This is a genomic window from Streptomyces sp. NPDC030798, from assembly GCF_055572275.1.
The window spans coordinates 34,742-54,229 of the sequence record NZ_JBVIDR010000017.1 but is presented as its reverse complement, the minus strand read 5'-3'; the positions used below and the strand labels follow the sequence as shown (position 1 = coordinate 54,229).

General features: G+C 69.1%; 19 protein-coding genes, 1 tRNA gene and 1 pseudogene. 13 read left to right on the top strand and 8 right to left on the bottom strand.

Annotation, left to right across the window (positions count from 1 at the left end; all coding sequences use genetic code 11):
• Positions 1–41: 41 nt before the first annotated feature.
• Together ACZ404_RS31625 and ACZ404_RS31620 are read right to left on the bottom strand one after the other, a co-directional pair.
• Entirely contained in the window at positions 42–431 is a 390-nt protein-coding gene (locus ACZ404_RS31625) for a hypothetical protein (RefSeq protein WP_468446059.1), read from the bottom strand.
• A complete protein-coding gene (locus ACZ404_RS31620; protein ID WP_468445862.1) occupies positions 425–790 on the bottom strand; it encodes an ATP-binding protein in 366 nt (121 codons plus the stop codon). The genes ACZ404_RS31625 and ACZ404_RS31620 overlap by 7 nt, the downstream gene beginning before the upstream one ends.
• A gap of 45 nt (positions 791–835) precedes the next feature.
• Here ACZ404_RS31620 and ACZ404_RS31615 point away from each other — a divergent pair, with 45 nt between their 5' ends.
• Entirely contained in the window at positions 836–1,117 is a 282-nt protein-coding gene (locus ACZ404_RS31615; protein ID WP_468445860.1) for an ATP-binding protein, read from the top strand.
• 445 nt (positions 1,118–1,562) lie between these two features.
• Here ACZ404_RS31615 and ACZ404_RS31610 read toward each other — a convergent pair whose 3' ends face one another.
• Positions 1,563–3,440, bottom strand: a complete 1,878-nt coding sequence (locus ACZ404_RS31610) for a HEAT repeat domain-containing protein (RefSeq protein ID WP_468445858.1) — start codon at positions 3,438–3,440, stop codon at positions 1,563–1,565.
• A gap of 879 nt (positions 3,441–4,319) precedes the next feature.
• Here ACZ404_RS31610 and ACZ404_RS31605 point away from each other — a divergent pair.
• From ACZ404_RS31605 to ACZ404_RS31565, 9 genes and pseudogenes are all read left to right on the top strand, one after another.
• A complete protein-coding gene (locus ACZ404_RS31605) occupies positions 4,320–5,174 on the top strand; it encodes a helix-turn-helix domain-containing protein (RefSeq protein WP_468445856.1) in 855 nt (284 codons plus the stop codon).
• A 97-nt stretch (positions 5,175–5,271) separates the two neighbouring features.
• Positions 5,272–5,661, top strand: a complete 390-nt coding sequence (locus ACZ404_RS31600; RefSeq protein ID WP_468445854.1) for an ATP-binding protein — start codon at positions 5,272–5,274, stop codon at positions 5,659–5,661.
• A 175-nt stretch (positions 5,662–5,836) separates the two neighbouring features.
• Positions 5,837–6,688: a sigma factor-like helix-turn-helix DNA-binding protein gene (locus ACZ404_RS31595; protein WP_468445852.1), complete on the top strand. Its 852-nt coding sequence runs from the start codon at positions 5,837–5,839 to the stop codon at positions 6,686–6,688.
• On the top strand, positions 6,685–7,506 hold the full coding sequence (locus tag ACZ404_RS31590) for an integrase (protein WP_468445850.1): 822 nt from the start codon (positions 6,685–6,687) through the stop codon (positions 7,504–7,506). Before ACZ404_RS31595 ends, ACZ404_RS31590 begins: the two co-directional genes overlap by 4 nt.
• Positions 7,507–7,535: 29 nt before the next feature.
• Positions 7,536–7,700 (top strand): annotated as a pseudogene (locus ACZ404_RS31585) (integrase); the annotation flags it as partial.
• A 408-nt stretch (positions 7,701–8,108) separates the two neighbouring features.
• Positions 8,109–9,326 (top strand): Shedu anti-phage system protein SduA domain-containing protein, encoded by a 1,218-nt coding sequence (locus ACZ404_RS31580; protein ID WP_468445848.1) that lies wholly within the window; start codon positions 8,109–8,111, stop codon positions 9,324–9,326.
• The gene (locus ACZ404_RS31575) at positions 9,323–9,646 is read left to right on the top strand and encodes a hypothetical protein (RefSeq protein WP_468445846.1); all 324 of its coding nucleotides are present in this window, start codon (positions 9,323–9,325) and stop codon (positions 9,644–9,646) included. The genes ACZ404_RS31580 and ACZ404_RS31575 overlap by 4 nt, the downstream gene beginning before the upstream one ends.
• A gap of 662 nt (positions 9,647–10,308) precedes the next feature.
• On the top strand, positions 10,309–10,575 hold the full coding sequence (locus ACZ404_RS31570; RefSeq protein WP_468445845.1) for a ribbon-helix-helix domain-containing protein: 267 nt from the start codon (positions 10,309–10,311) through the stop codon (positions 10,573–10,575).
• A complete protein-coding gene (locus ACZ404_RS31565) occupies positions 10,572–11,015 on the top strand; it encodes a PIN domain-containing protein (RefSeq protein ID WP_468445843.1) in 444 nt (147 codons plus the stop codon). Before ACZ404_RS31570 ends, ACZ404_RS31565 begins: the two co-directional genes overlap by 4 nt.
• A gap of 298 nt (positions 11,016–11,313) precedes the next feature.
• Here ACZ404_RS31565 and ACZ404_RS31560 read toward each other — a convergent pair.
• Positions 11,314–11,387: transfer RNA gene (locus tag ACZ404_RS31560), tRNA-Gly, on the bottom strand.
• A gap of 522 nt (positions 11,388–11,909) precedes the next feature.
• Here ACZ404_RS31560 and dcd point away from each other — a divergent pair.
• The 3 genes from dcd to ACZ404_RS31545 all read left to right on the top strand — a co-directional run bounded on the left by dcd (position 11,910) and on the right by ACZ404_RS31545 (position 13,601).
• Positions 11,910–12,485, top strand: coding sequence for a dCTP deaminase (gene dcd, locus ACZ404_RS31555; RefSeq protein ID WP_468445841.1), 576 nt, complete (start codon positions 11,910–11,912; stop codon positions 12,483–12,485).
• A 13-nt stretch (positions 12,486–12,498) separates the two neighbouring features.
• Positions 12,499–13,014: a phosphoribosyltransferase gene (locus ACZ404_RS31550; protein WP_468445839.1), complete on the top strand. Its 516-nt coding sequence runs from the start codon at positions 12,499–12,501 to the stop codon at positions 13,012–13,014.
• Between the two features lie 125 nt (positions 13,015–13,139).
• Positions 13,140–13,601, top strand: coding sequence for a pyridoxamine 5'-phosphate oxidase family protein (locus tag ACZ404_RS31545; RefSeq protein WP_468445837.1), 462 nt, complete (start codon positions 13,140–13,142; stop codon positions 13,599–13,601).
• 103 nt (positions 13,602–13,704) lie between these two features.
• Here the strand turns inward: ACZ404_RS31545 and ACZ404_RS31540 are convergent, their stop codons facing one another.
• From ACZ404_RS31540 to ACZ404_RS31525, 4 genes are all read right to left on the bottom strand, one after another.
• Positions 13,705–14,715 (bottom strand): Yip1 family protein, encoded by a 1,011-nt coding sequence (locus tag ACZ404_RS31540; protein ID WP_468445835.1) that lies wholly within the window; start codon positions 14,713–14,715, stop codon positions 13,705–13,707.
• A gap of 120 nt (positions 14,716–14,835) precedes the next feature.
• The gene (locus ACZ404_RS31535; RefSeq protein ID WP_468445833.1) at positions 14,836–16,230 is read right to left on the bottom strand and encodes an FG-GAP and VCBS repeat-containing protein; all 1,395 of its coding nucleotides are present in this window, start codon (positions 16,228–16,230) and stop codon (positions 14,836–14,838) included.
• Between the two features lie 152 nt (positions 16,231–16,382).
• Positions 16,383–17,864: an FG-GAP and VCBS repeat-containing protein gene (locus ACZ404_RS31530; RefSeq protein WP_468445831.1), complete on the bottom strand. Its 1,482-nt coding sequence runs from the start codon at positions 17,862–17,864 to the stop codon at positions 16,383–16,385.
• A gap of 217 nt (positions 17,865–18,081) precedes the next feature.
• A complete protein-coding gene (locus ACZ404_RS31525) occupies positions 18,082–19,359 on the bottom strand; it encodes an FG-GAP repeat domain-containing protein (RefSeq protein ID WP_468445829.1) in 1,278 nt (425 codons plus the stop codon).
• Positions 19,360–19,488: the final 129 nt, after the last annotated feature.

Here is a 19,488-nt window from a genome sequence, read left to right as displayed (position 1 = left end):
GCCTGAGGCCCGGCTTCACGTACGAGACCGGGCCTTCGGGGTCAGCCGAGAGGGGTCACCCTCGTTCGGGGTTTGAACTCGTAGGCACAGAGTGGGAGCTTTGTCCGGTGAGCTAGGGGTAGGTAGGCCACCGGTCGGATGGTCCAAGTGACGCGAGTGCCGGCGTGTGTGACTGACACTGTGCAGGGCTTCGACCGCAGTAGGGCTCGTCTGGTCTCGGCGCGGCCGTCGTGCAGCCACTCCCATGCCAGGTCCGAAGCATCCGGGTCCAAGGCGGGTGAAATAGTGCGGAGTGCGACCGCCACCCATCGGTCGGCCTGTGGTGCCGAGTAGGCGTCGAAGGATGCCAGGAGTGCTGGCCCCCGCTGCTCGGTGAGGTCTTCTGCCCAGCACTCGCACCAGAAGCCGCGGCGGGTTTTCTGACTCAGCAGGGATGACGTCCCCACAGCGCATCTGTGTATAGCTCCGTGGTGACTGTGTGGCCTTGATCGCTGTCGTGGATGACGACCCGGTGGGCGATGGCGCTGATCATGCCCGGACCTCGGCCGTGCTCGGCGTCCTGGTCCTGGTGCTCGACCTTCGGGGCCGTGGTCGTACCGCCGTCGTCCGTGACCGATACCGCGGCCACCTGAGCGGAGACCGCGACGGCCAGGTGGTAGCTGCCGTACTCCTGGCCGCTGGCGGTGTGGAGGATCGCGTTGGCGCTCAGCTCGCTCACGAACAGCTCGGCGTCTTCCGCTGAAGGCGATCCGCGCAGGATGTCACGGGCCCATCGGCGGGCCCGACTCACTCAGGCCGGCTGGAAGCAGAGAGGAAGAAGATCCGTCGCTACAAGTTGATCACCATTGATGAGGTCGGATACATCCCCTTCGACCAGGACGCCGCGAACCTGTTCTTCCAACTCATAGCCTTGCGCTATGAGCAGGGCTCTGTGATGGTGACCTCGAACCTGCCCTTCGGGCGCTGGGAAGAGACCTTCTCCGACGACGTCGTCGCGGCCGCGATGATCGGCCGCCTGGTTCACCCCGCCGAGGTACTCACCCTCACCGGAGACTCCTACCGAACCCGGCAACGACGCGAACTCCTGGCCAAGGAGAACCGCGGCCACCACGGCTGAATTACCAGCCCATGTCCCGGGCGGCCTCCCGCTGAGCTGCGGCGATCTCCTCGGCAGTCGACCCGGTCACATCAGCCTCAGCGGCCCACTCCAGACGCGACAGCTCGTCATCGTTCGCCGCCGTTGACGTCAGGTGGTGATGTCAGCCGGACTGCCCTGCGCACAGGTAGGGAAATTCCGTGCGAGCCCGACACCGCACCCGCCGTGGTCCTAGCGTTAATGCGGCCTGGAAAACGCATCTTATGCGGCCGCTGGTCCGGCGTGGTCACGGTCAATACACCTGCTGATTCAGCATCCCTGCATCCTTCAAGCGCGGTGTGGCGCGACGGGGCTACGCTGTGTTGCTGTAGTTCCATATACGGCAGCCAGTTACCCGTCGCCGGTTGGGTGAAGCGGCGGAGTTCGCCGCCGGTCAGGTAGAGGTATCCGCTTGGTGTCACGGCGCTCAGCGGCACGCCAACCACTCCCACGCCAAAGCCAGTTCCCGAATACCTTCGCTAGGGTCATTGGCGAGGCGAAGAAGTACGTCAGGGACGACGGGGTCATCTTGCCAATGGAAAAGAAGACCAAGTAAAGCTTCAGTTCTGACTGTTGAGTGCTCGTCAAACGTTAGACGCACGAGAACTTCACGGGCCTCGCTGCACCCCCGCCCCAGTTCCCCCCACAGTGATACGGCAAGATACCGGTGAGGGTATCTGTTGGAGCGTGCAAGTCGGTGGAGTGCCTCACGGACAGCAGCAGCACGAGGCAACGCAGCCTGCAAGCCCGCAATTGCGGAGTCACGAACGCCGTCGCCGCTGAAGTCGAGGATCAGAGCTACGAGGGTTTCGGCGATGTCAGCATCATTTGGCCAGCCCGTTGCCAATGCACAAACAGCAGTCTTCCTGACACGGGCGTGCTCATCGCGGGTCAGGCCAAGGAGCTCTTTGGCTATCTCAGAGTCGCCCGGCCAACTCTTCGCCAACCCGTCAACGGCGCTGCATCGGACGCCGTAATACCGGTCATTGTTCGCGAGGTGGATAAGGATGTCGCGCGTGACAGCATCTCCGGGGTATACCCGTGCAAGACCGCGTGTAGCAGATTTCCTGACGCGGTCATTGTCATCACGGACTATACGAAGGGTGAGTTCGCCGACGTCAGGATGGTCCGGCCAATTCTCCGCCAGTGCTTGCACGGCACATGCCCGGATTCCGGTGTCATCGTCGTTGGTGAGACGAAATAGGGCATCTCGAGTTTCGGGTTGTTTGGCCCAGTCGCGGAGGAGGCCGTCCAGAGCCATACGTCGGTTGTTGACGCTGGTCAGGTGTGTGGCGGCCACCAAAATGGCGAGTTCGTCTTCGGACTGGAGAGGAGCAGTAGGCATGAGGGTCTGCTGCAAAGCGTAGGCTTCGAGCTCTTCCTGGTCGTTGAGCGATTTGGCCCTGTTCAAGGCGGCGGCGATGTCGTCGAGGACATTGGGGGCGAGGAGGTCCTGTGGGAGAATAGGTTGGGGCGACAGTGTGTGGTCGCAGGGAGGTGGGAGTAGATTGAAGGCGCCTGGGTCCAGAGAGAGCCGGTGCAATTCTGCACGGGCTCGCTCCCACGATTCTTCAAGTCTGCGCATGCGTGCCGCTACTCGATAGGCTTCCTCGTGGCCGGTGCGTTTGTGGGCAAGGGCCTGCTGGGCTTCACTACGCAGCCGTGCGAGCTCTGCGGGGTCGCCGCTGGTGTGGTAGACGCGGGCCTCAAGGGCGTGATGGCCGGCGAGGATATCGCGTAAGGCGCTGATAATGTTCCACAAGGTCGCCATGAGGACCTGGGAGTCCCTCAGGGCGTAGCGCAGGCGAGTTTCGGTGTGGCGCGCCCGTTCGAGATCCACTTCAAGACGCAGGGTGGCGATGTTTTGTCCATGTGTGTTGGCCCCGGCGGTTGTGCTGTCGCTGCGGGCGGGCGTGCGCGTGATCTGCGGTTGGGGGGCGTCCTGAATAGCGTCGACCAAGGCGCGGGCCTGAATGCAGCGCTTCCGGTGCTCATCCGCGCTGAGGCCTGCTGCTCGATTGGTGATCCGTAAGAACTGGAGGGTGAACGGCCAGAGTGGACTGGGCAAGGCCTGCGCCTTTAATAGCCGGTCGATGTGCGATTTGGAGCAGGCCATCGTGCTGAGCGGGGATTCTGGCCTGCTTCCGTTGTCGACCTTCGCCGCCTTTGCGCCCTGCACTTCCAGTGCGCGGGCAAAGCGTTCAGAAATTGCTCGGGTGCCCAGACCAGCCTCTCGGGCCTGACGTTGCAAAAATTCCGCGTAGTCGAGCCGCGGGCCGCTTCCGGAACTGCCCTGATTGGTCACGGGCTGCATCCCCATCCTCGTCCTCTGCTGCTGAGCCGCCCATCCCAGACAGCCCCACCGTGTCCCTGGGACAGCTCCGGCTGCCCCGTGCCGCCGCGTTGTGGACCTACGGCTTCGCGTTCAGTGTCCCCGTTGGTCCCCATCCGTCCCGCAGGCGCTTGGAGATCGGATCCGCACGGCCCATTGTCGCCGCACCTCGCCCGGCTTCGCAGGGAAGTCGGGGATGATGCGAAGGAGGTCGTCTCCGTGACGGCTACGCCCAACGATCCTGTCGCTCTGTCCCTTGACCTGCCGGCTCCGACCGGTCTGCGAGAAGTCGCGGTACACCTCTTGTTGGCTGCGGTACCCGAGTTCCTCGGCGCCGTGGCAGCCGCCTTCATCGTCACCGTAGCCTCCTGGGGCCTGCAGCACGTGCGCCGTACCTTGACCCGCACGGATAAGGACTCGGGTCATTGACCGGGGCTCCCATCCCGTACGCCAGGGACCACGTCTGCTCGGCTATGCCTGGGTCGATGGCGTACGGGAAGGGAGCACCCCGCGCACGCCGGTACGGACCCGCAGCCAGGAACGGCGTCCTCTCCATCCCGGTGCCGGCCGATCCCCCCGCCGGAGGCACTGTTCTGACCGCGGCTGCGCTGTGCGGTGATCGACTCATGGCCACCGGGTCCTGTCCACCAGTGGGCGCGCGTTGGCGCAGCGCGGGCGGACGGCCGGAGGCAGGAGCGGCGCCCGCAGCGGGAGCCGGGAGCGCGTCCGGCGGAGCGGAGCGCAGCCGGGGCTTGGACCAGTAGAGAAAATTTGAATCATGCCGGGGGTTGTTGTTGATCAACGCGGCCTACGCACCCGGCATCTACTGGCTCGTGGTGTAGAACCCTGGACATGGGGAGTGAACGGCGGGAGCGGATGAGGGCGCTTGGTGCGCGTCTTCGTGCGCTTCGGACAGAGGCCGGCCTGACGGGTGCCGTGCTGGCGCAGCGTGCCGGTGTGGGGCAGCCGACCGTGTCCAAGGTGGAGACCGGGCGCATGGTTCCGAGCCTCGACGTGCTCGACCGGCTCTCACGTGCCCTTGAGCTGGACGAGTCGGCCGCTCATGAGGTGCGTGACCTCCTGGCCGCCGTGGCGGCTGCCGCAGACTCCGATGAATCGGGGAACAGCACAGCTCCGGTCGCTGGCACAACCGTTGACGAAGAGGTTCGCTCCGCTCGGCTGGTGCGGTCGTTCCAGTGCGTTGTTCTGCTGGCCATGCTCCAGAGCGCGGAGTACGCCCGGCACGTCTTCGAGAGTGCGCCGAACACGACGCCCGAGGCGGTCGGCCGTGCCGTCGCTGCCCGCGTGGAGCGGCAGAGCGTGTTGTACGAGCCGGGGCGGGAGTCGGTGTTCGTGCTGACGGAAGCGGTGTTGCGGACGTGGCCGGGGACTCCGGCGCTGATGCTCGCTCAGTTCGACCGGCTGCTGGCTGTCGAGAGTCTGAGCACGGTACGGCTCGGGGTGATCCCCTGGCGTCGGCCGGTGCCGGTGCTGCCTCGTCACGGGTTCACCTTGTGCGACCGACAGGCCGTCGTGGTTGAGACGTTCGCGGATGAGCGGGTGTCGGCTGACTCCGCCGAGGTGGCCGCGTACGAGGAGACGTTTGGTCGCTTCGAGCGGGCCGCGGTCTTCGGCGATGAGGTGCGGAAACTGCTGTTGCGGGTGATGGAGGAATTTCGCGACCTCGGAGACGCCATCACCCTTTAGAGGAATAATTCCTCTAGATGCCTAGCTGGTGGGCTGCGCGCGGGAATACTCTGCGGCTGTGCTGTCTAGCCCTCTAGACGAACCGAGGTGTTCTCCCATGCTCTCCAAGTGGTGCCGCGCCTTCCCCGGTCTTGCCGAGGAGGTGGCCCATGCCCGTCACTTCGTCGCCTCCGTGCTTGCCGACCGGGGCCCTGTCGACGATGCCGTCCTGGTCGTGAGTGAGCTCGCGACGAATGCCGTGCGGCACTCGCTGAGCGGCGCGGTCGGCGGCTGGTTCCTCGTCGTCGTCGGCCTCGGCGATGACCTCGTCCGCATCGAGGTGGTCGACCAAGGCGGCGAATGTGTGCCGCATCTGTGCGACGTGACCAGTCAGGCCGAGGGCGGACGCGGGCTGGTGCTGATCGCGGGCTGCGCGAAGGACTGGGGTGTGAAGAACTGGCCCGACGGCCGTTCCGTGTGGGCCGACCTGGCACGGGAGGGCGTGTGACGGCGCCCCGCTCCTCAATGGCCCGCGGCTGCCCTGCGAGCGGTGAGGGGTGAGCCCTCGGGGTGTATCTCGGCGGCGTAGCGGGTTCTTCGTGATCGGCGTTCGTACGGGTCGGCGTCTCCCGCCCATTCCGTCTAGGGCCCTAGACTCCTGGTTACTGCTAGGAGGTGAGGTCATGTCGGACGAGCTGCAACGGATCATGGCGATCGACGATCCGTATCTGCTCCTGCGCGAGGTCACGACGCGGTTGGCCGACGCACAGCAAGAGGTGACCGAACTGGCCCGCCTCCGCCGGCGTGTGGTGCAGGACCTGCATGCGCAGGGGCTGTCGTACGCGCAGATCGCGGCGAAGGCCGGACTGAGCCGCGGGCGGATTCACCAGATCCGGCACACCGGCCCGGCGCCGGAAGGGGCCTTCCTCGGCCGGGGTGCGGTCACCGTCGCCACTCCGCTGCGGCGGGACGACGAACGCGGGCGGACAGTCGTTGCCGTGGACGACGTCAGCTCCGGCAAGCGGCTGGAGGACCTGGCGCGGTCGTACGGGCTCGACGTCACCTCGGAACACGTGCCGGTCACCGGTGAGATCGACCTCAACCGGGACGGACTGGTCGTCGTCTGTGGTCCGCGCATGTCCCAGGAGATGTGGGACACCTACGCGCAAGATCCGGTCCTGCACTGGGAGCGCGCGGAAGACGGGCCCTGGACCGTGGCGGACCGGCGGACCGGGATCGTGCACCGGTCGGGACAGGACAGCGATCCGGCCCGCCCGTACGACGTCGGATATCTCGGCAGGCTGTCCCGCCCGGACGGCAAGGGCTCGCTGCTGGCCATCGCCGGCATCCACACGCAAGGCTCCCTCGGCGTCGTGCAACTGCTCGCCAACGACCTGAACACGCTCTGGGGACAGGTGGGCGACCACCGGTTCTCCACACTGGTGGGCGTCGAGTACGACCCGGAGACCAGCGAACCGCAGTCCGTCGAACTGCTCTGCCCCCTGTACCGGCACGACGAGGACACGACGGCGTGACGGTCGACCTCGCCACACTGCCCGCCCACCCCGACCGGGAAAACGAGGACTTCGCCGCCGCCGCCCCAGGGGCGGCCGTGCTCCTCGACGGCGCCGGCGTCGGCGGGGCCGAAACCGGGTGCACGCACGGCGTCGCCTGGTTCTCCTCAACGCTGGGCGGCCTGCTGCTGCGCAGCATCACGGCACATCCCGCCCGGCCGCTCGCCGACTGCCTGGCCGACTCGATCGGCCTCGTCCGGTCCCTGCACGAGGACAGCTGCGACCTCGCTTACCGGGCCAGCCCGACCAGTACGGTCGTCTGCGCCCGGATCTGCGCGGGAGCTCTGGAATATCTCGTCCTCGGTGACTCCTCCCTGCTCCTCGCCGAGAAGGGCGGCGGCCTCGCCGTCGTCACGGACCAGCGGCTGAATGAGGTCGGTGAGCGGCTGCGCGGGCCGGTCGACGAGCTGCCCACCGGCTCGCCCGAACACGCTGCCGCGCTCGCCGACTACCGCGATGCCCTGACCGGGCTCCGCAACCGGCCGGGCGGCTTCTGGATCGCCGGCTCCGACCCGCGGGCGGCCGAACACGCCCTCACAGGGGTGGTGCCGCTGGAGTCCCTGGCATCCGTGACCCTGCTGAGCGACGGCGCTACCCGCCTCGTCGACCGCTTCGAACTCGCCGACTGGCAAGAGGCGTTGGCGGTCCTTGGCTCCCTCGGGTCGGATGAGCTGATCCGCCGCGTACGCGACGCCGAGGACGACGATCCCCACGGTCGGCGCTGGCCGCGCGGCAAGACGTACGACGACGCGACCGTCCTTCACTGGGTGCTGCCGTAGCGCGCTCCCCGTGCCAGTCCTGAACGCGACGGTCCAGGCAGTCCTCCGAGAAGGCGGCGCTGATCCATCAGCACTCCGACGAGGCGCGGCAACGGGACGTGGCGGCCGGGCTTGACGACATGGTCCGCGCCGAGCGTGCGAAGCACCACAGCGACGACCGTGCGCACCCCAGGGAGAAGCCCACCGGCAGCTAGCGGAACGCCTACGGTGCGGTTGCGGTGCCAGCCGCCCACCGGTCTGGACAACAAGGAACCCCCGGGTCTCCGACCTGGGGGTTTCATCATGGAGCGGGTGACGAGAATCGAACTCGCGCTCTCAGCTAGGGAAGCGACGGCGCTCGACTGGCCCCTATGGCTATGACTTGCGCAGATGGCATTTGCTCGGGCGGTCGTGCGGGTCGGATCGCGCCGCTGTTGACCGTGATTGCCCGCTCTCACAGGCACGCTATGGGCACGGGGCGCGAAGACTGGCGGGCAGAGTGCGTTCTCGGACGGGCACGGTGTCGAGCCGGACTATATTGGACGTCCAGACGGGGAACGCCTTCGCGCGTGCAGAGAGACTGCTGCCGCGTGGTTGTCACTGGTCGGCCCTAGTGTGCCCGCGTGACGACATTTCGATCCGGCTTCACGCTCTGGCAACTGGTCCAGTCGGCACGGGAACTGACTGGGGATGCGCGCGTCCGGGAGCGCGTCGACGCGGTGCTGCACATCATGGGCGGCCTCGGTGGGACGTACGGCAAGGGCAGGCCGCTGGTGAACGCCTTGGAGGATGTGGCCCAAGAGGCCATCCTTCAGGGCGACTTCGCATTCGCCCAGCGCTTTCAGCGATTCGCCGCCTATGCCGGAGGCGAACTGTTCCTCGACATTCTTGAGAACTACTACGACGACGAAGCCCGACAGCGCAGTGAGAAACACATGCGCAGGATGGCCGCACTGGGTGCGGACAGGGCGGTCGCCGCCCTGGACGTCCTGTGCCGCGACAAGCCCGGCGCAAGCGCCGCCGACGCCCGTGACCTCTTTCGCGGCATAGCCCAGTCCGTCGACTACCTGGGCCTGGGGGACGGCGAGGGCGGGATCCGGCTGTCCACCAAGGAGGCGAGGCGACTCCAGGAATACGGACACATGGAGATGGTCCTCCGCAACCTGCCCCGGCCCGCCTCGGCCGAGGCCGCCCGGATGATGAGCGACGTCCTGGCCGATGTCGACGCCGGCATGCTGGCCCAGTTGCTCGAACTGCGGGCCAGGCAGGTCGGGCTGGCGGCCCTGCGCACCGCGGTGGAGGACCCGGACAGCTCCGAGAGTGCCCTCCATAGCTGTCTGAAGAACCAGGAATGGATCTTCGGCGGGGCCTACGCGGCCGAGCTGGCACGTCGGCAGTACACGCCGGACGCCATCCTCGACATCCCGCTCCTGCGCGGCGACGGCTCCCTGCACGTGGTGGAGCTCAAGCGCGCCAACATCAAGGACCTGGTCATACGACGCTCCGGCCACCTCATGTTGGGCGCCCCGGCGCACCGCGCGGTCTCCCAGGCGCAGAACTACCTCCGGGCCATGGACGAGAACCGCCCGAGCATCCTGGCCGAGCACGGAGTCGACACCCGCCGGGCGTCGGCGACGGTCGTGATCGGACACCCGCGGTACGTGATTGGGGACGTCACCTCCCAGGAGATCGCGGAGACGCTGCGAACCTACAACACGCACCAGGCGCGCATAGAAGTGATCACATACGAGACCCTGCTGGATTCAGCCTCCCGCATGCTGGCTCTGTCATCGGCACGGCAGGACGCAGACCCCGACCCGGACGAGGAGCCCGCCGCATGACCGACACACCACCCGCGATCGAGCCGCTCCTGGCCCGCATGTGCGGCGGTGAGATCACCGACAAGGACTACGTCGGATACTTCATGAACGAGTACGGAGAGGAACTCGTGTTCGCCCAGCGTCGGGGCGCGAAGAAGGCCCGGCTCTGGCACAGCGACGCGGACTGGAAGATGTTCCTCGTCGGCGACCACTCCATCCGGCTCGACGGCCCGATGGACGGGATGATCACCGCTGCCGACCTGATCATTAACCGCGAGGAGGCGACATGGCTGTCCTCCTGCCTCGCCGCTTCCCGCCATCTACGGCAGGGACGGAGCTGACCACGCACCGTGCTGAGGACTCAACGGACGGGCCTGGCTCAGGGGAGGCGGCCCTGCAGTCGCCATGATGCCCACATCGAAGCGGGCAGAAGGCTGCTCGGGTACTCCCTGGCGACCTACCGCTCTGATGCAGGCTCCTTCGCGGTCAAGCGCCCGCCTCCGCAAGAGATTCGCATCCATCCACGACGAGGTGCAGCGGAGGGCGGGTCTCCGCGTTGTTCGGGAACGGCGGGCTGAGGGCTGGTCGGATTGCAACGCTGTTGACCGTGGTTTTTCGTTCTTATCGGCACGCTATGGGCACGGCGCCGCAGGATTAGGTCTGGGGGACGGGCGACGGACCTTGGAAGGAGTTCGCGTCCAGGTGTCTCGTGCAGGACATGTGCGGTTGTGGATGCGTGGGTGGGACGACGCGTAGAAGGGGCCGAGCCCGTTCGACACCCTGGCGCCGCCACTGCCCACGCTGAGCCTCGCCGCACGTGGCCCGATCGAGGTGCGCACGCCACGAGTGGAGACCCGCACACTCATCCCAGGCACACCGACACGGAACAGTCTGGCACCGGAAGGGCCTGTGAGGTCGTCTCGGCCGCTCCTCGGCCACGGGACACCGGAAAGTGGTCGGCAGTCGGCATACATCGTTCCGGTACATGGACTACGCTTGGTACATGTCCATGAAACGTACCAATGTCTACGCCGACCCTGAGGACCTGGCCATCATCAAGGAGGCCGCCAAGCGCCGAGGTATAAGCGAAGCCGAGATCATCCGCCAGGGCATCCACCTTGCCGCCATGGCGAACAGGGTCTGGGACGAGCCGCTGTTCTCACGCACGTTCGAGGGGGCGGGACGCACCCTGTCCAAGTCGGAGGTCCGCGACACGGTCGCCGACGCCGTCCGGCGGGAGACCGGCTCGGATTCCGGATCCGCCGCGTGATCATTGTCATCGCCGATACGTCCGGCCTTCTGGCAGCCCTGGACTCGGCTCATCCTGAACACCGGGCGGCGAACGAGGCCATCATGGCGGCGGGCCTACTGGTCATGTCCCCGCTCCTGCTGGCTGAACTGGATCATGTGGCGACTCGCGAGCTCGGCAGGGAGGCCGCCCTCAGCGCGGTAGACGACCTGCGGGGCTGGATGAGCCGGGGTCGTGTCATCATGCCGGAGATCACGGAGGACCACCTGGGCGCCGCCCAGTCCGTCCGTGTCCGCTACCGCGCGCTGGACCTCGACCTCGCCGACGCGGTGAACGTGGCGCTTGCCGCCGACTACGACACGGACGCGATTCTCACCCTCGACCGACGAGACTTCCGGGCCGTGCGCCCGTTGGGCCGCCACAAGGCGTTCCGGGTGCTGCCCGACGACCTCCCGCTCTGACACAGGCTCCTAGGGAGTCAAGTGTCGGCTTCTGCCAGGGACTTGTGCGCCGCCTACGACGAAGCACGGGCAGGGCGGGTGTCCGCCATCGCCCAGGGACGTGAGCTGAGGGCTCGCCTCCAGCTCATCCATGTGAAAGGTCAGGTCGGCGCCATGCTGCGGACGTGACGCGGGGGTGCCCTCGTAAGGCGCTCGTCCCCCTCTGCGTGCCCAATCCGGGGGTGCAGGAGGCACGCGCAAGGCGCGGCAGCGGCTCCCTGATGAAACAAACCCCAGGCCGCTGACCTGGGGTTTCGCATGGAGCGGGTGACGAGAATCGAACTCGCGCTCTCAGCTTGGGAAGCTGATGTTCTACCATTAAACTACACCCGCGTAAGACGGACATATCGACCCGCGCGGAGTCGGTGTCCGAACGCTCGCTCACTGTACCTCATCGCAGACCCCCGGTGCTCGGACCGTGGGGTCCGCGTGCGTTTCGGGCATGGGATCCCGCTGCGGGGGAACCGAGTTGGGGGCTACGGTGGTGGGGTGGGAGAGGGTCCCGGTGGGGCCGGAGTGCCGCCTGGAGAGTCGTCTCTTTGATCCCGTAATGTGGCTTTTGCCGTCGGGTCGGTCAGCCCGACGCGGCTCTTGGGGAAGGGACTTGAGGGATTTGATGGAACGCACCGTCGTTCGCTGTGCGGACGGGCACGTCTTCAGCGCCACTTCGTTCCCGATGCAGCAGGCCGAGCGGCTCGGCCCCGGCCGGCTCGTGAGGTGTCCACGGTGTGCCCGGCTGCGCAGCGTGGTTCCGGTCGCTCTGCAGAAGCGGTAGCCGGCCGAGCTGGAGATCATCGGGCGCGCGGGGCCGTCATCGGTTGTCACGGCTCCGCGCGCCTTGCGTATCCTCGGGACGTGCTTCTCTCAGACAAGGACATCCGGGCCGAGATCGATGCCGGGCGGGTACGGATCGATCCGTATGACGAATCCATGGTGCAGCCGTCGAGCATCGACGTGCGGCTGGACCGTTTCTTCCGGGTGTTCGAGAACCACCGGTACCCGCACATCGACCCCTCGATCGAGCAGGCCGACCTGACGCGGCTGGTCGAGCCGGAGGGGGACGAGCCGTTCATCCTGCACCCCGGAGAGTTCGTGCTCGCCTCGACGTACGAGGTGATCACGCTCCCCGACGATCTCGCCTCGCGGCTCGAGGGCAAGAGCTCGCTCGGGCGGCTGGGGCTGGTCACGCACTCCACCGCCGGGTTCATCGACCCCGGGTTCAGCGGCCACGTCACGCTGGAGCTCTCCAACCTCGCCACCCTGCCGATCAAGCTCTGGCCCGGCATGAAGATCGGGCAGCTGTGCATGTTCCGGCTGACCTCGCCCGCGGAGTTCCCGTACGGCAGTGAGCGCTACGGCTCCCGCTACCAGGGCCAGCGCGGGCCGACCGCCTCGCGGTCCTACCTGAACTTCCATCGGACCCAGGTGTGAGGGCGGGCGCTCCATGACGGACACGGCCGTACGGGAGAACCTGACCTACGAGCGGTTCGGTGCCGCCGTGCGCGAGCTGGCCCAGGCCATCGCCGACGACGGGTACGAGCCCGACATCGTGCTCAGCATCGCCCGCGGGGGCGTTTTCGTCGCCGGTGGGCTCGCCTACGCGCTCGACTGCAAGAACATCCACCTGGTCAACGTCGAGTTCTACACCGGCGTCGGCACCACCCTCGAGATGCCCGTCATGCTCGCCCCGGTGCCCGACGTCATCGACTTCTCCGACAAGAAGGTGCTGATCACCGACGACGTCGCGGACACCGGCAAGACCCTCAAGCTGGTCCGCGACTTCTGCCTCGACACCGTCGCCGAGGTGCGCTCCGCCGTGATCTACGAGAAGTCCCACTCCCTCGTGAAGTGCGACTACGTCTGGAAACGCACCGACGACTGGATCAACTTCCCGTGGAGTGTCCTGCCCCCGGTGCACAGGTCGGGGCAGGCGCCCAAGGAGAACCGGGAAGCGCTCTGATCCCGCCCCGCCGGCCGGGCTGAACCGCGCGGGCGGGCCGGCCCGGGAACGGGCCTGCGGTGCAGCGGTCGGATGCGCGACCCGCCCCACGAAATGGTGGGGCGGCCGTGGATGTTGACCATGTCATGACTCAAGGACCCGCGCCGCGCCCCCTGTCCGACGAAGCCCTCTCCGACCTGCTCGGCAAGCAGCGGTTCGGCACGCTCGCCACCGTCAAGCGCAGTGGCCATCCGCATCTGACCACCATGCTGTACAGCTGGGACTCCGAGGCCCGCATCGTGCGGTTCTCCACGACCGCCGACCGTGTCAAGGTCGGGCACCTGCGACGTGAGCCGCGCGCCTCCCTGCATGTGCAGGGCGACGACGTGTGGTCGTTCGCCGTAGCCGAGGGCGAGGCCGAGGTCTCGGAGATCACGACGGTGCCTGGCGATGCGGTGGGCCGGGAACTGCTCGCGATGATCCCGCAGGCTGCGAGGCCGGAGGATGAGGACGCGTTCCTTCAGCAGTTGGTCGCCGAGCGCCGAGTGGTCGTCCGGTTGAGGGTGGACCGGCTGTACGGAACGGCACTCGACGTCGACGGCGGGTGATCCCGCGTTGCCACGGGCGGGGCAGGTGCTCGGCGCCCGAGGCAGGGAGGGTACGGAAAAGGGGCCCCGGCCGTGCCGGGACCCCTTTGTCCGGGCGGGCGGGTCAGAACGTGCCCAGCTTGACGATCGACAGCAGGGCGATCAGCTGGATCGCCGACGCGCCCAGGGCCTTGGGCCAGGGGAGGTCGTGGGAGCGGGAGACCATGAGGGTCAGCAGGGCGCCCGCGCCGATCCAGGTGGCCCAGCCGAGGAGCTGGACGAAGCCGGCGTTGCCGCCGAAGAACATCGCGAAGACCAGGCGGGGCGCGTCCGAGAGGGCCGCGATCAGCATGGAGAGGCCGACCGTGGGCTGCCAGGCGCCGTCACCGCCGAGCTGGCGGGCCAGGGTGTGGGTGACCACGCCCAGGATGAAGAGGCCGAGCACCATCACGACGGCCGTGACCAGGACGATCGGCACGGCGTCGGAGAGCGTCGCGTTGATCGCGTCCGCGCGAGCGCCGTCGAAGCCGAAGACGGCGAGCAGGCCGTAGAGGAAGGTGACGACGAGCGCCGGGACCCACATCGTGTAGTCGCGCATGCGCAGGAAGGTCTGGTTCGGGGCGAGGACGATGCCCTTGAGCAGCTCCTTCCAGTGCAGCGGCGGGCCGATCGGGCCGGCCGGGGCGGCCGAGCCGGCGTGGTAGGTCGCGCCCTGGGTGTAGCCGTCGGCCTCGTCGACCGAGAAGGCCTGGGTGTGGCCCGGGTTGTTGGCCGCGTACGGGTCGTAGGCGCCGCTCTGGCCGCCGTCGCCGAAGTACTCCGGTCCGTCGTCGCCCGGCCCCGGGTGGCCGTACGACGGCCCCTGCTGGGGGTACGGGCGCTGCGGCGCCTGCGGGTGGCCGTACGACGGCCCCGCGGGCCTGCCGTACGACGGCCCCTGCCCCTGGCCGTACGGCGGCGGCCCCTGCCGGCCGTACGACGGTCCCTGCGGCGCCTGCTGTCCCTGGGGGGTGCGGTTGTCCCGGCCCCCGCGTCCGATCCTGAATCCAGCCACGTCATCGAACGTACCTGGTCCCGGAGGGCCGCGTGCCGGACCCGGGCGTCCGGGCCCGGCTTTGCGGCCGACCTGTGACATCCCCTAAGGGGTCATCAGAGACGGTGTCCGGGTCGTGGCGGGGTCGCCGTCAGGGCCACCGTCCGGGTTCACCTCCGGGTTCGCGTCCGGGTTCATGTCCGGTCCCGGCCCCGTGCCGCCTCAGTCGAGGAAGTTGCCCCCGTACTCCGGCAGTTCCGTCCTCCCCGTGCCCGACGGCGTCCCGCTCGTGCCGCGCAGCAGCCAGGCGGTGCCGTTGGTGCCGACGGACAGGTCGGCCCTGCCGTCGCCGGTGAGGTCGCGCAGCCGGACGGAGCCGCCGAACTCGGCGAACGAGTCGGCCGGGGCGACGGCGGTCTGCGGGATCCAGGCCGAGCGGGTGCCCTTCAGGCCGCCGGAGCCGCCCCGGAAGAGCTGGACGCCGCCCTGGTCCTCCTTGCCGTCGACGTCCTCGAAGGGCACGCCGACCGCGAGGTCCGCGTAGCCGTCGCCGTTGGTGTCGGCGGCCGAGACGTCGTAGCCGAAGTTGTCGTCGGCCTCCGGGGTGCCGGAGACGCCCGACGTGGCCTGGCTGAGCGTGTTCGAGCCGCTGGGGCCGGCGGAGGTGCCGTGCCAGACGGTCACCGCGCCCTTGCCGTGGTCCTTGTCGGGCTGGGCGATGGCGATGTCGCCGTAGCCGTTCTTGTCGAAGTCGGCGATGACGGCGTTGGCGCCGAGGCCGCCGCGCCAGGCGGAGTCCAGGGTCTTGGTGGCGCCCGACGTCAGGCCGGAGGAACTGCCCTTGAGGAACCAGGCGCGCAGGGCGGGGTGGTCCTCCTGCTCGGTGAACTGTTCACCGAGCACCACGAGGTCGGTCCTGCCGTCGCCGTTGACCTTGCCGGCGGCGAGCCCGGTGGAGTACCAGCCCTCGCCCACCTTGTCGATCTTGCTGACACTCCCGGTGTGCCCGGACCTGGTGAACGGTCCCCGGTAGAGCCAGGTCTCCGAGCCGCCGATCACCGCGAGGTCGGGCGAGCCGTCCCCGGTGAAGTCGCCGGTGGCGAGGTCGGCGCCGAAGTGGGCCTGCGAGCCGTTCGCGCCGCTCTTCGGGGTGAGGTTGGTGCCGCCGGACAGGCCGGAGCGCGAGCCCCACACGATGGTGACCGACCCGCGGTACGAGGCGCTGCCCGCGGTCTCGGTCTGGTTGCCGACGACGAGGTCGGCGTATCCGTCCTTGTCGAGGTCGGCGCTGCTGAGGGAGTCGCCGAAGAGGTCGTCGTCCTCGCCGGTGCCGGGGATGCCGGGGCTGTCCTGGTGGATCACCCGCGGGTGCGCGGTGTCCAGGCCGCCCGAGGTGCCGTAGACGACGGTGACGGCGCCGCCGTTCCAGCCGCCGGGGCCGGAGACGCCCGACGAGTAGTTGGTGTACGCCAGGTCGCGGTAGCCGTCGCCGTTGAAGTCGTCGTACTGCTTGGCGACCGCGGCGGAGGCCGGGCCGGCCAGCACCAGCGGGGTCAGGCCGGCGGTCAGCAGGGCGGCGGCGAGGGCGGCAGGGGTGGCCTTGCGCGGGTGGGGCATCGGGAGGGTCCTCCGGGTGGTCGTGGGCCGGGGGTCCGGCGCGGCGCGCGGTGCGTGGGCCGGGGGTTCCTGCGGAGAGCGCGGTGCGTGGACCGCGAGCGCGGCCGGGCCCGCCGTGACGGCGGGCCCGGCCGGCTGTGGGGTACGGCGGATCAGTCCGCGAAGACGGCGCCGAACTGCGGGGCGCCGGTGGTCGAGACGCCCACGGCGGACGGCCCGAAGGAACGCGCGCCGCTCGTGGTGATCTTCGTACCGTTGGACGGCAGGTAGGTGATGCCGCCGTTGCCGCTGTTCTCGTACGAGCCGATCACCAGGTCGGCCTTGCCGTCGCCGGTGACGTCGTCGAGCTTGACGTCGGCGCCGAACAGGTCGTTCTTCTCGTCGCTGCCGGGCACGCCGGCGGTGCTCTGGGCGAAGGACTGCGCGCCGGAGCTGGTGTTCACGCCGTCGGCGGAGCCGTAGAGCACGGTGACCATGCCGGTGTTGGTGACGCCGTCGATGTCCTCGTCCGGGGTGGAGACGACCAGGTCCTGGAAGCCGTCGCCGTTGATGTCGCCGAGGTCGAGGTCCCAGCCGAAGCCGTCGCCCTTCTCGGAGGTGCCGGGGACGCTGCCGGTGTTCTGGCTGATGGCGGTGGTGCCGGCGGGGCCCTCGGCGGAGCCGTAGGTGATGTTGACCCGGCCGCCGGTGGAGGAGTCCGGGACGGGGGTGCCGTCGTCGAGGGTGGAGTCCCAGCCGGCGCCGGAGACGATGTCGCCGAAGCCGTCGTGGTTGATGTCGCCGATGGCGGTGATGATGCCGGGCTTGAGGGCCTTGGCGGTGGCGCCGCTGAGGCCTGCGGCGCTGCCGGGCAGCCAGTAGTTGGTGTTCCAGCCGTCCGGCGTCTGCGTCTCGAAGCCGTCGACCACCAGGTCGGTGCGGCCGTCGCCGTTGACGTCACCCGCGGTCAGGCTCAACGGGCCGAAGGGGTTGTCGTTGGTGCCCGACTGGATGGGGGGCGTGACGGTGGTGCGGCTGCCGTAGGCGCCGGAGGTGGTGAAGCCGCCCTTGTAGAGGTACAGGGTGCTCTTGGAGCTGCCGACGACCAGGTCGGCCTTGCCGTCGCCGTCGAAGTCGCCGGCGGCCAGGTCCTTGCCCCAGAAGTCGTGGGAACTCGCCGCCGGGTCGGACACGGTGATGCCCTTGCCGGTGATGCCGTTCGTGGAGCCCCAGAGGATGGCGACGGTGCCGCCGTCGGTGTCGGTGCCGACCTTCTCGCCGGGGGCGCCGACGGCGAGGTCGTCGAAGCCGTCGCCGTTGAAGTCGGCGTACGCCAGCTCGGCGCCGAAGTTGTCATTTGCCTCGGCGGTCCCGGGGACGCCGGAGGTGTCCTGGCTGATGACGCTGCGCTTCGCGGAGGTGACGCCGGTGCTCGTGCCGTACAGCACGACGACCTGGCCGGCTCCTGCGTGGCCGCTGACGTAGGCGGAGGCCGCCTCGGTGGCGACGTCGCCGATGCCGTCGCCGTTGAAGTCGGCCTTCGCGACCTTGACGGAGTCGGCGGCCGTGGCGGGCGAGGCGGCGAACGTGAGCAGACCGCCCGTCAGCGCGGCCGCGGTGGCCGTCGCGAGGGCGAGTCGGCGGTGCTTGTGCATGCGGGTTCTCCTGCGGCATGCGGGGGATGCCTGGCGGGCATCCGCAGTCGATGGGCTGCGGACCGTCCGGGTTCGCCCGGGTTGCCCCACGGTGTTCACCCTGGGTCGACCCGTGGTTCACGGAGCGGTCGGCGTTCATGAGACCCGCGTCGGTGCGTAAGGGTTGTACGTGAGTTCGGTAATTCTCCGAGGCTGCTGTGGCGTGGCGGGGTGACACCTACGATCCGGGCTGTCCGTCGAGGAACGCGGAGGTGGAGAACGTCACGGAGGGCGTGGCCCGCACCAGCCCCCGTCGCGTCCCGGGGTGGACGGCGACCGTGTCCCGCGTCCCGCCCCGGTACGTCCGCACCACCAGGTCCGCACACCCGTCCCCGTCGAAGTCGGCGGCGGCCAGTACGCGCGTGGTGCCGGTCGCCCTCGGTACGACGGTGACGGCGCCCTTCGTGGCCGACAGGCCGGCGCTACCCGCGCGGAACAGGCGCAGCCGGGAGCCGCTGGAGACCAGCTCGTCGAGCCCGTCGCCGTCGAAGTCGGCGGCGTCCAGCAGTGAGCCCGGGGCGGCGAGGACGGCGGGGCCGGCCGGGGCGGGCAGGTCGTAGCGCAGGGAGGTCCCGGCCGTGCCGCCGACGGCGGCGTCCAGCGCACCGCCCCGGCCGAAGCGGCCGAGGGCCACGTCGACGCCGGAGGGCAGGAGCGTGCCGGTGCGGGTGGGGCCGGCCGGGCCGCCGAGCACGACCGCGGCCCTGCCGGTGCCCTCGGTGGCGCGGACCACGAGGTCGTCGTAGCCGTCGCGGTTCACGTCGGCGGCGGGGCCGACGGGCACCTCCCCGGGGGAGGGCAGCGGGGCGCCGGCCGCGCGCGGGGCGCCTTTCCGGCTGAACGGGCCGCGCAGGTAGGAGAGTTTCCCGCCGGACGCGTGCAGCACCAGGTCCTCGCTGCCGTCCCCGTCGAAGTCACCGCACACCGGCTGGTCCGGCCAGTCGTTGCCGAAGCGGGCCCGGGCCGGGACGGCGAGCTTGACGGCGCGCCCGGTCGGCCCGGCGGGGGAGCCGAACAGGATCTGCAGTGGCACCGGGGGCCGGCCCTGCCCGTCGTACGGCGGGTCGGTGGAGACGAGGAGGTCGGTGAAGCCGTCCCCGTCGAGGTCGCAGCTCTCCTCCGCGTCGAAGGCGGCCGGAAACCGCCCCTTGGTGGGCGCCGCCTGCCGGCGCGGGCTGAGCAGCTGCCGGGCTCCCGGAGTCAGCCCGCGGGGGCCGCCGTAGACGATTCCGATACCGGCGTCGTCGGCGTGCCGGTCCTGCTTCACCAGGTCGTTGAGGACGAGGTCGCGGTGGCCGTCGCCGTTGAAGTCGTCCCGCACCTTGCTGCCCCTGCCGTGCGGTACGGGCAGTCGGGCGGGGGCGTCGGCGATCCGGCTCCGCGCCGGTCCGGCGGCGCCGCCGTCGTCGCCGGGCCCGCAGGCCGCGAGGAGCAGGGCGGCACACAGGCCCGTCACCGTACCGATCCCGGCTCTTCGCGCGCGCACCGTTCCCCCCGTCGTCCTGTCCCTGCAGCGGCGTGGCAATGATGCACGTGTTCGAGGAGGTGGGTGAGCGGCGGGTGCGGAGACGGGCCACCCAGGCGT

Coding starts and splice junctions, on each gene's coding strand:
- ACZ404_RS31570 (WP_468445845.1), top strand. CDS start 10,309: ATGTCCATGAAACGTACCAATGTCTACGCCGACCCTGAGGACCTGGCC.
- ACZ404_RS31600 (WP_468445854.1), top strand. CDS start 5,272: ATGCTCTCCAAGTGGTGCCGCGCCTTCCCCGGTCTTGCCGAGGAGGTG.
- ACZ404_RS31575 (WP_468445846.1), top strand. CDS start 9,323: ATGACCGACACACCACCCGCGATCGAGCCGCTCCTGGCCCGCATGTGC.
- ACZ404_RS31530 (WP_468445831.1), bottom strand. CDS start 17,864: ATGCACAAGCACCGCCGACTCGCCCTCGCGACGGCCACCGCGGCCGCG.
- ACZ404_RS31540 (WP_468445835.1), bottom strand. CDS start 14,715: ATGTCACAGGTCGGCCGCAAAGCCGGGCCCGGACGCCCGGGTCCGGCA.
- ACZ404_RS31535 (WP_468445833.1), bottom strand. CDS start 16,230: ATGCCCCACCCGCGCAAGGCCACCCCTGCCGCCCTCGCCGCCGCCCTG.
- ACZ404_RS31550 (WP_468445839.1), top strand. CDS start 12,499: ATGACGGACACGGCCGTACGGGAGAACCTGACCTACGAGCGGTTCGGT.
- ACZ404_RS31545 (WP_468445837.1), top strand. CDS start 13,140: ATGACTCAAGGACCCGCGCCGCGCCCCCTGTCCGACGAAGCCCTCTCC.
- ACZ404_RS31605 (WP_468445856.1), top strand. CDS start 4,320: ATGGGGAGTGAACGGCGGGAGCGGATGAGGGCGCTTGGTGCGCGTCTT.
- ACZ404_RS31595 (WP_468445852.1), top strand. CDS start 5,837: ATGTCGGACGAGCTGCAACGGATCATGGCGATCGACGATCCGTATCTG.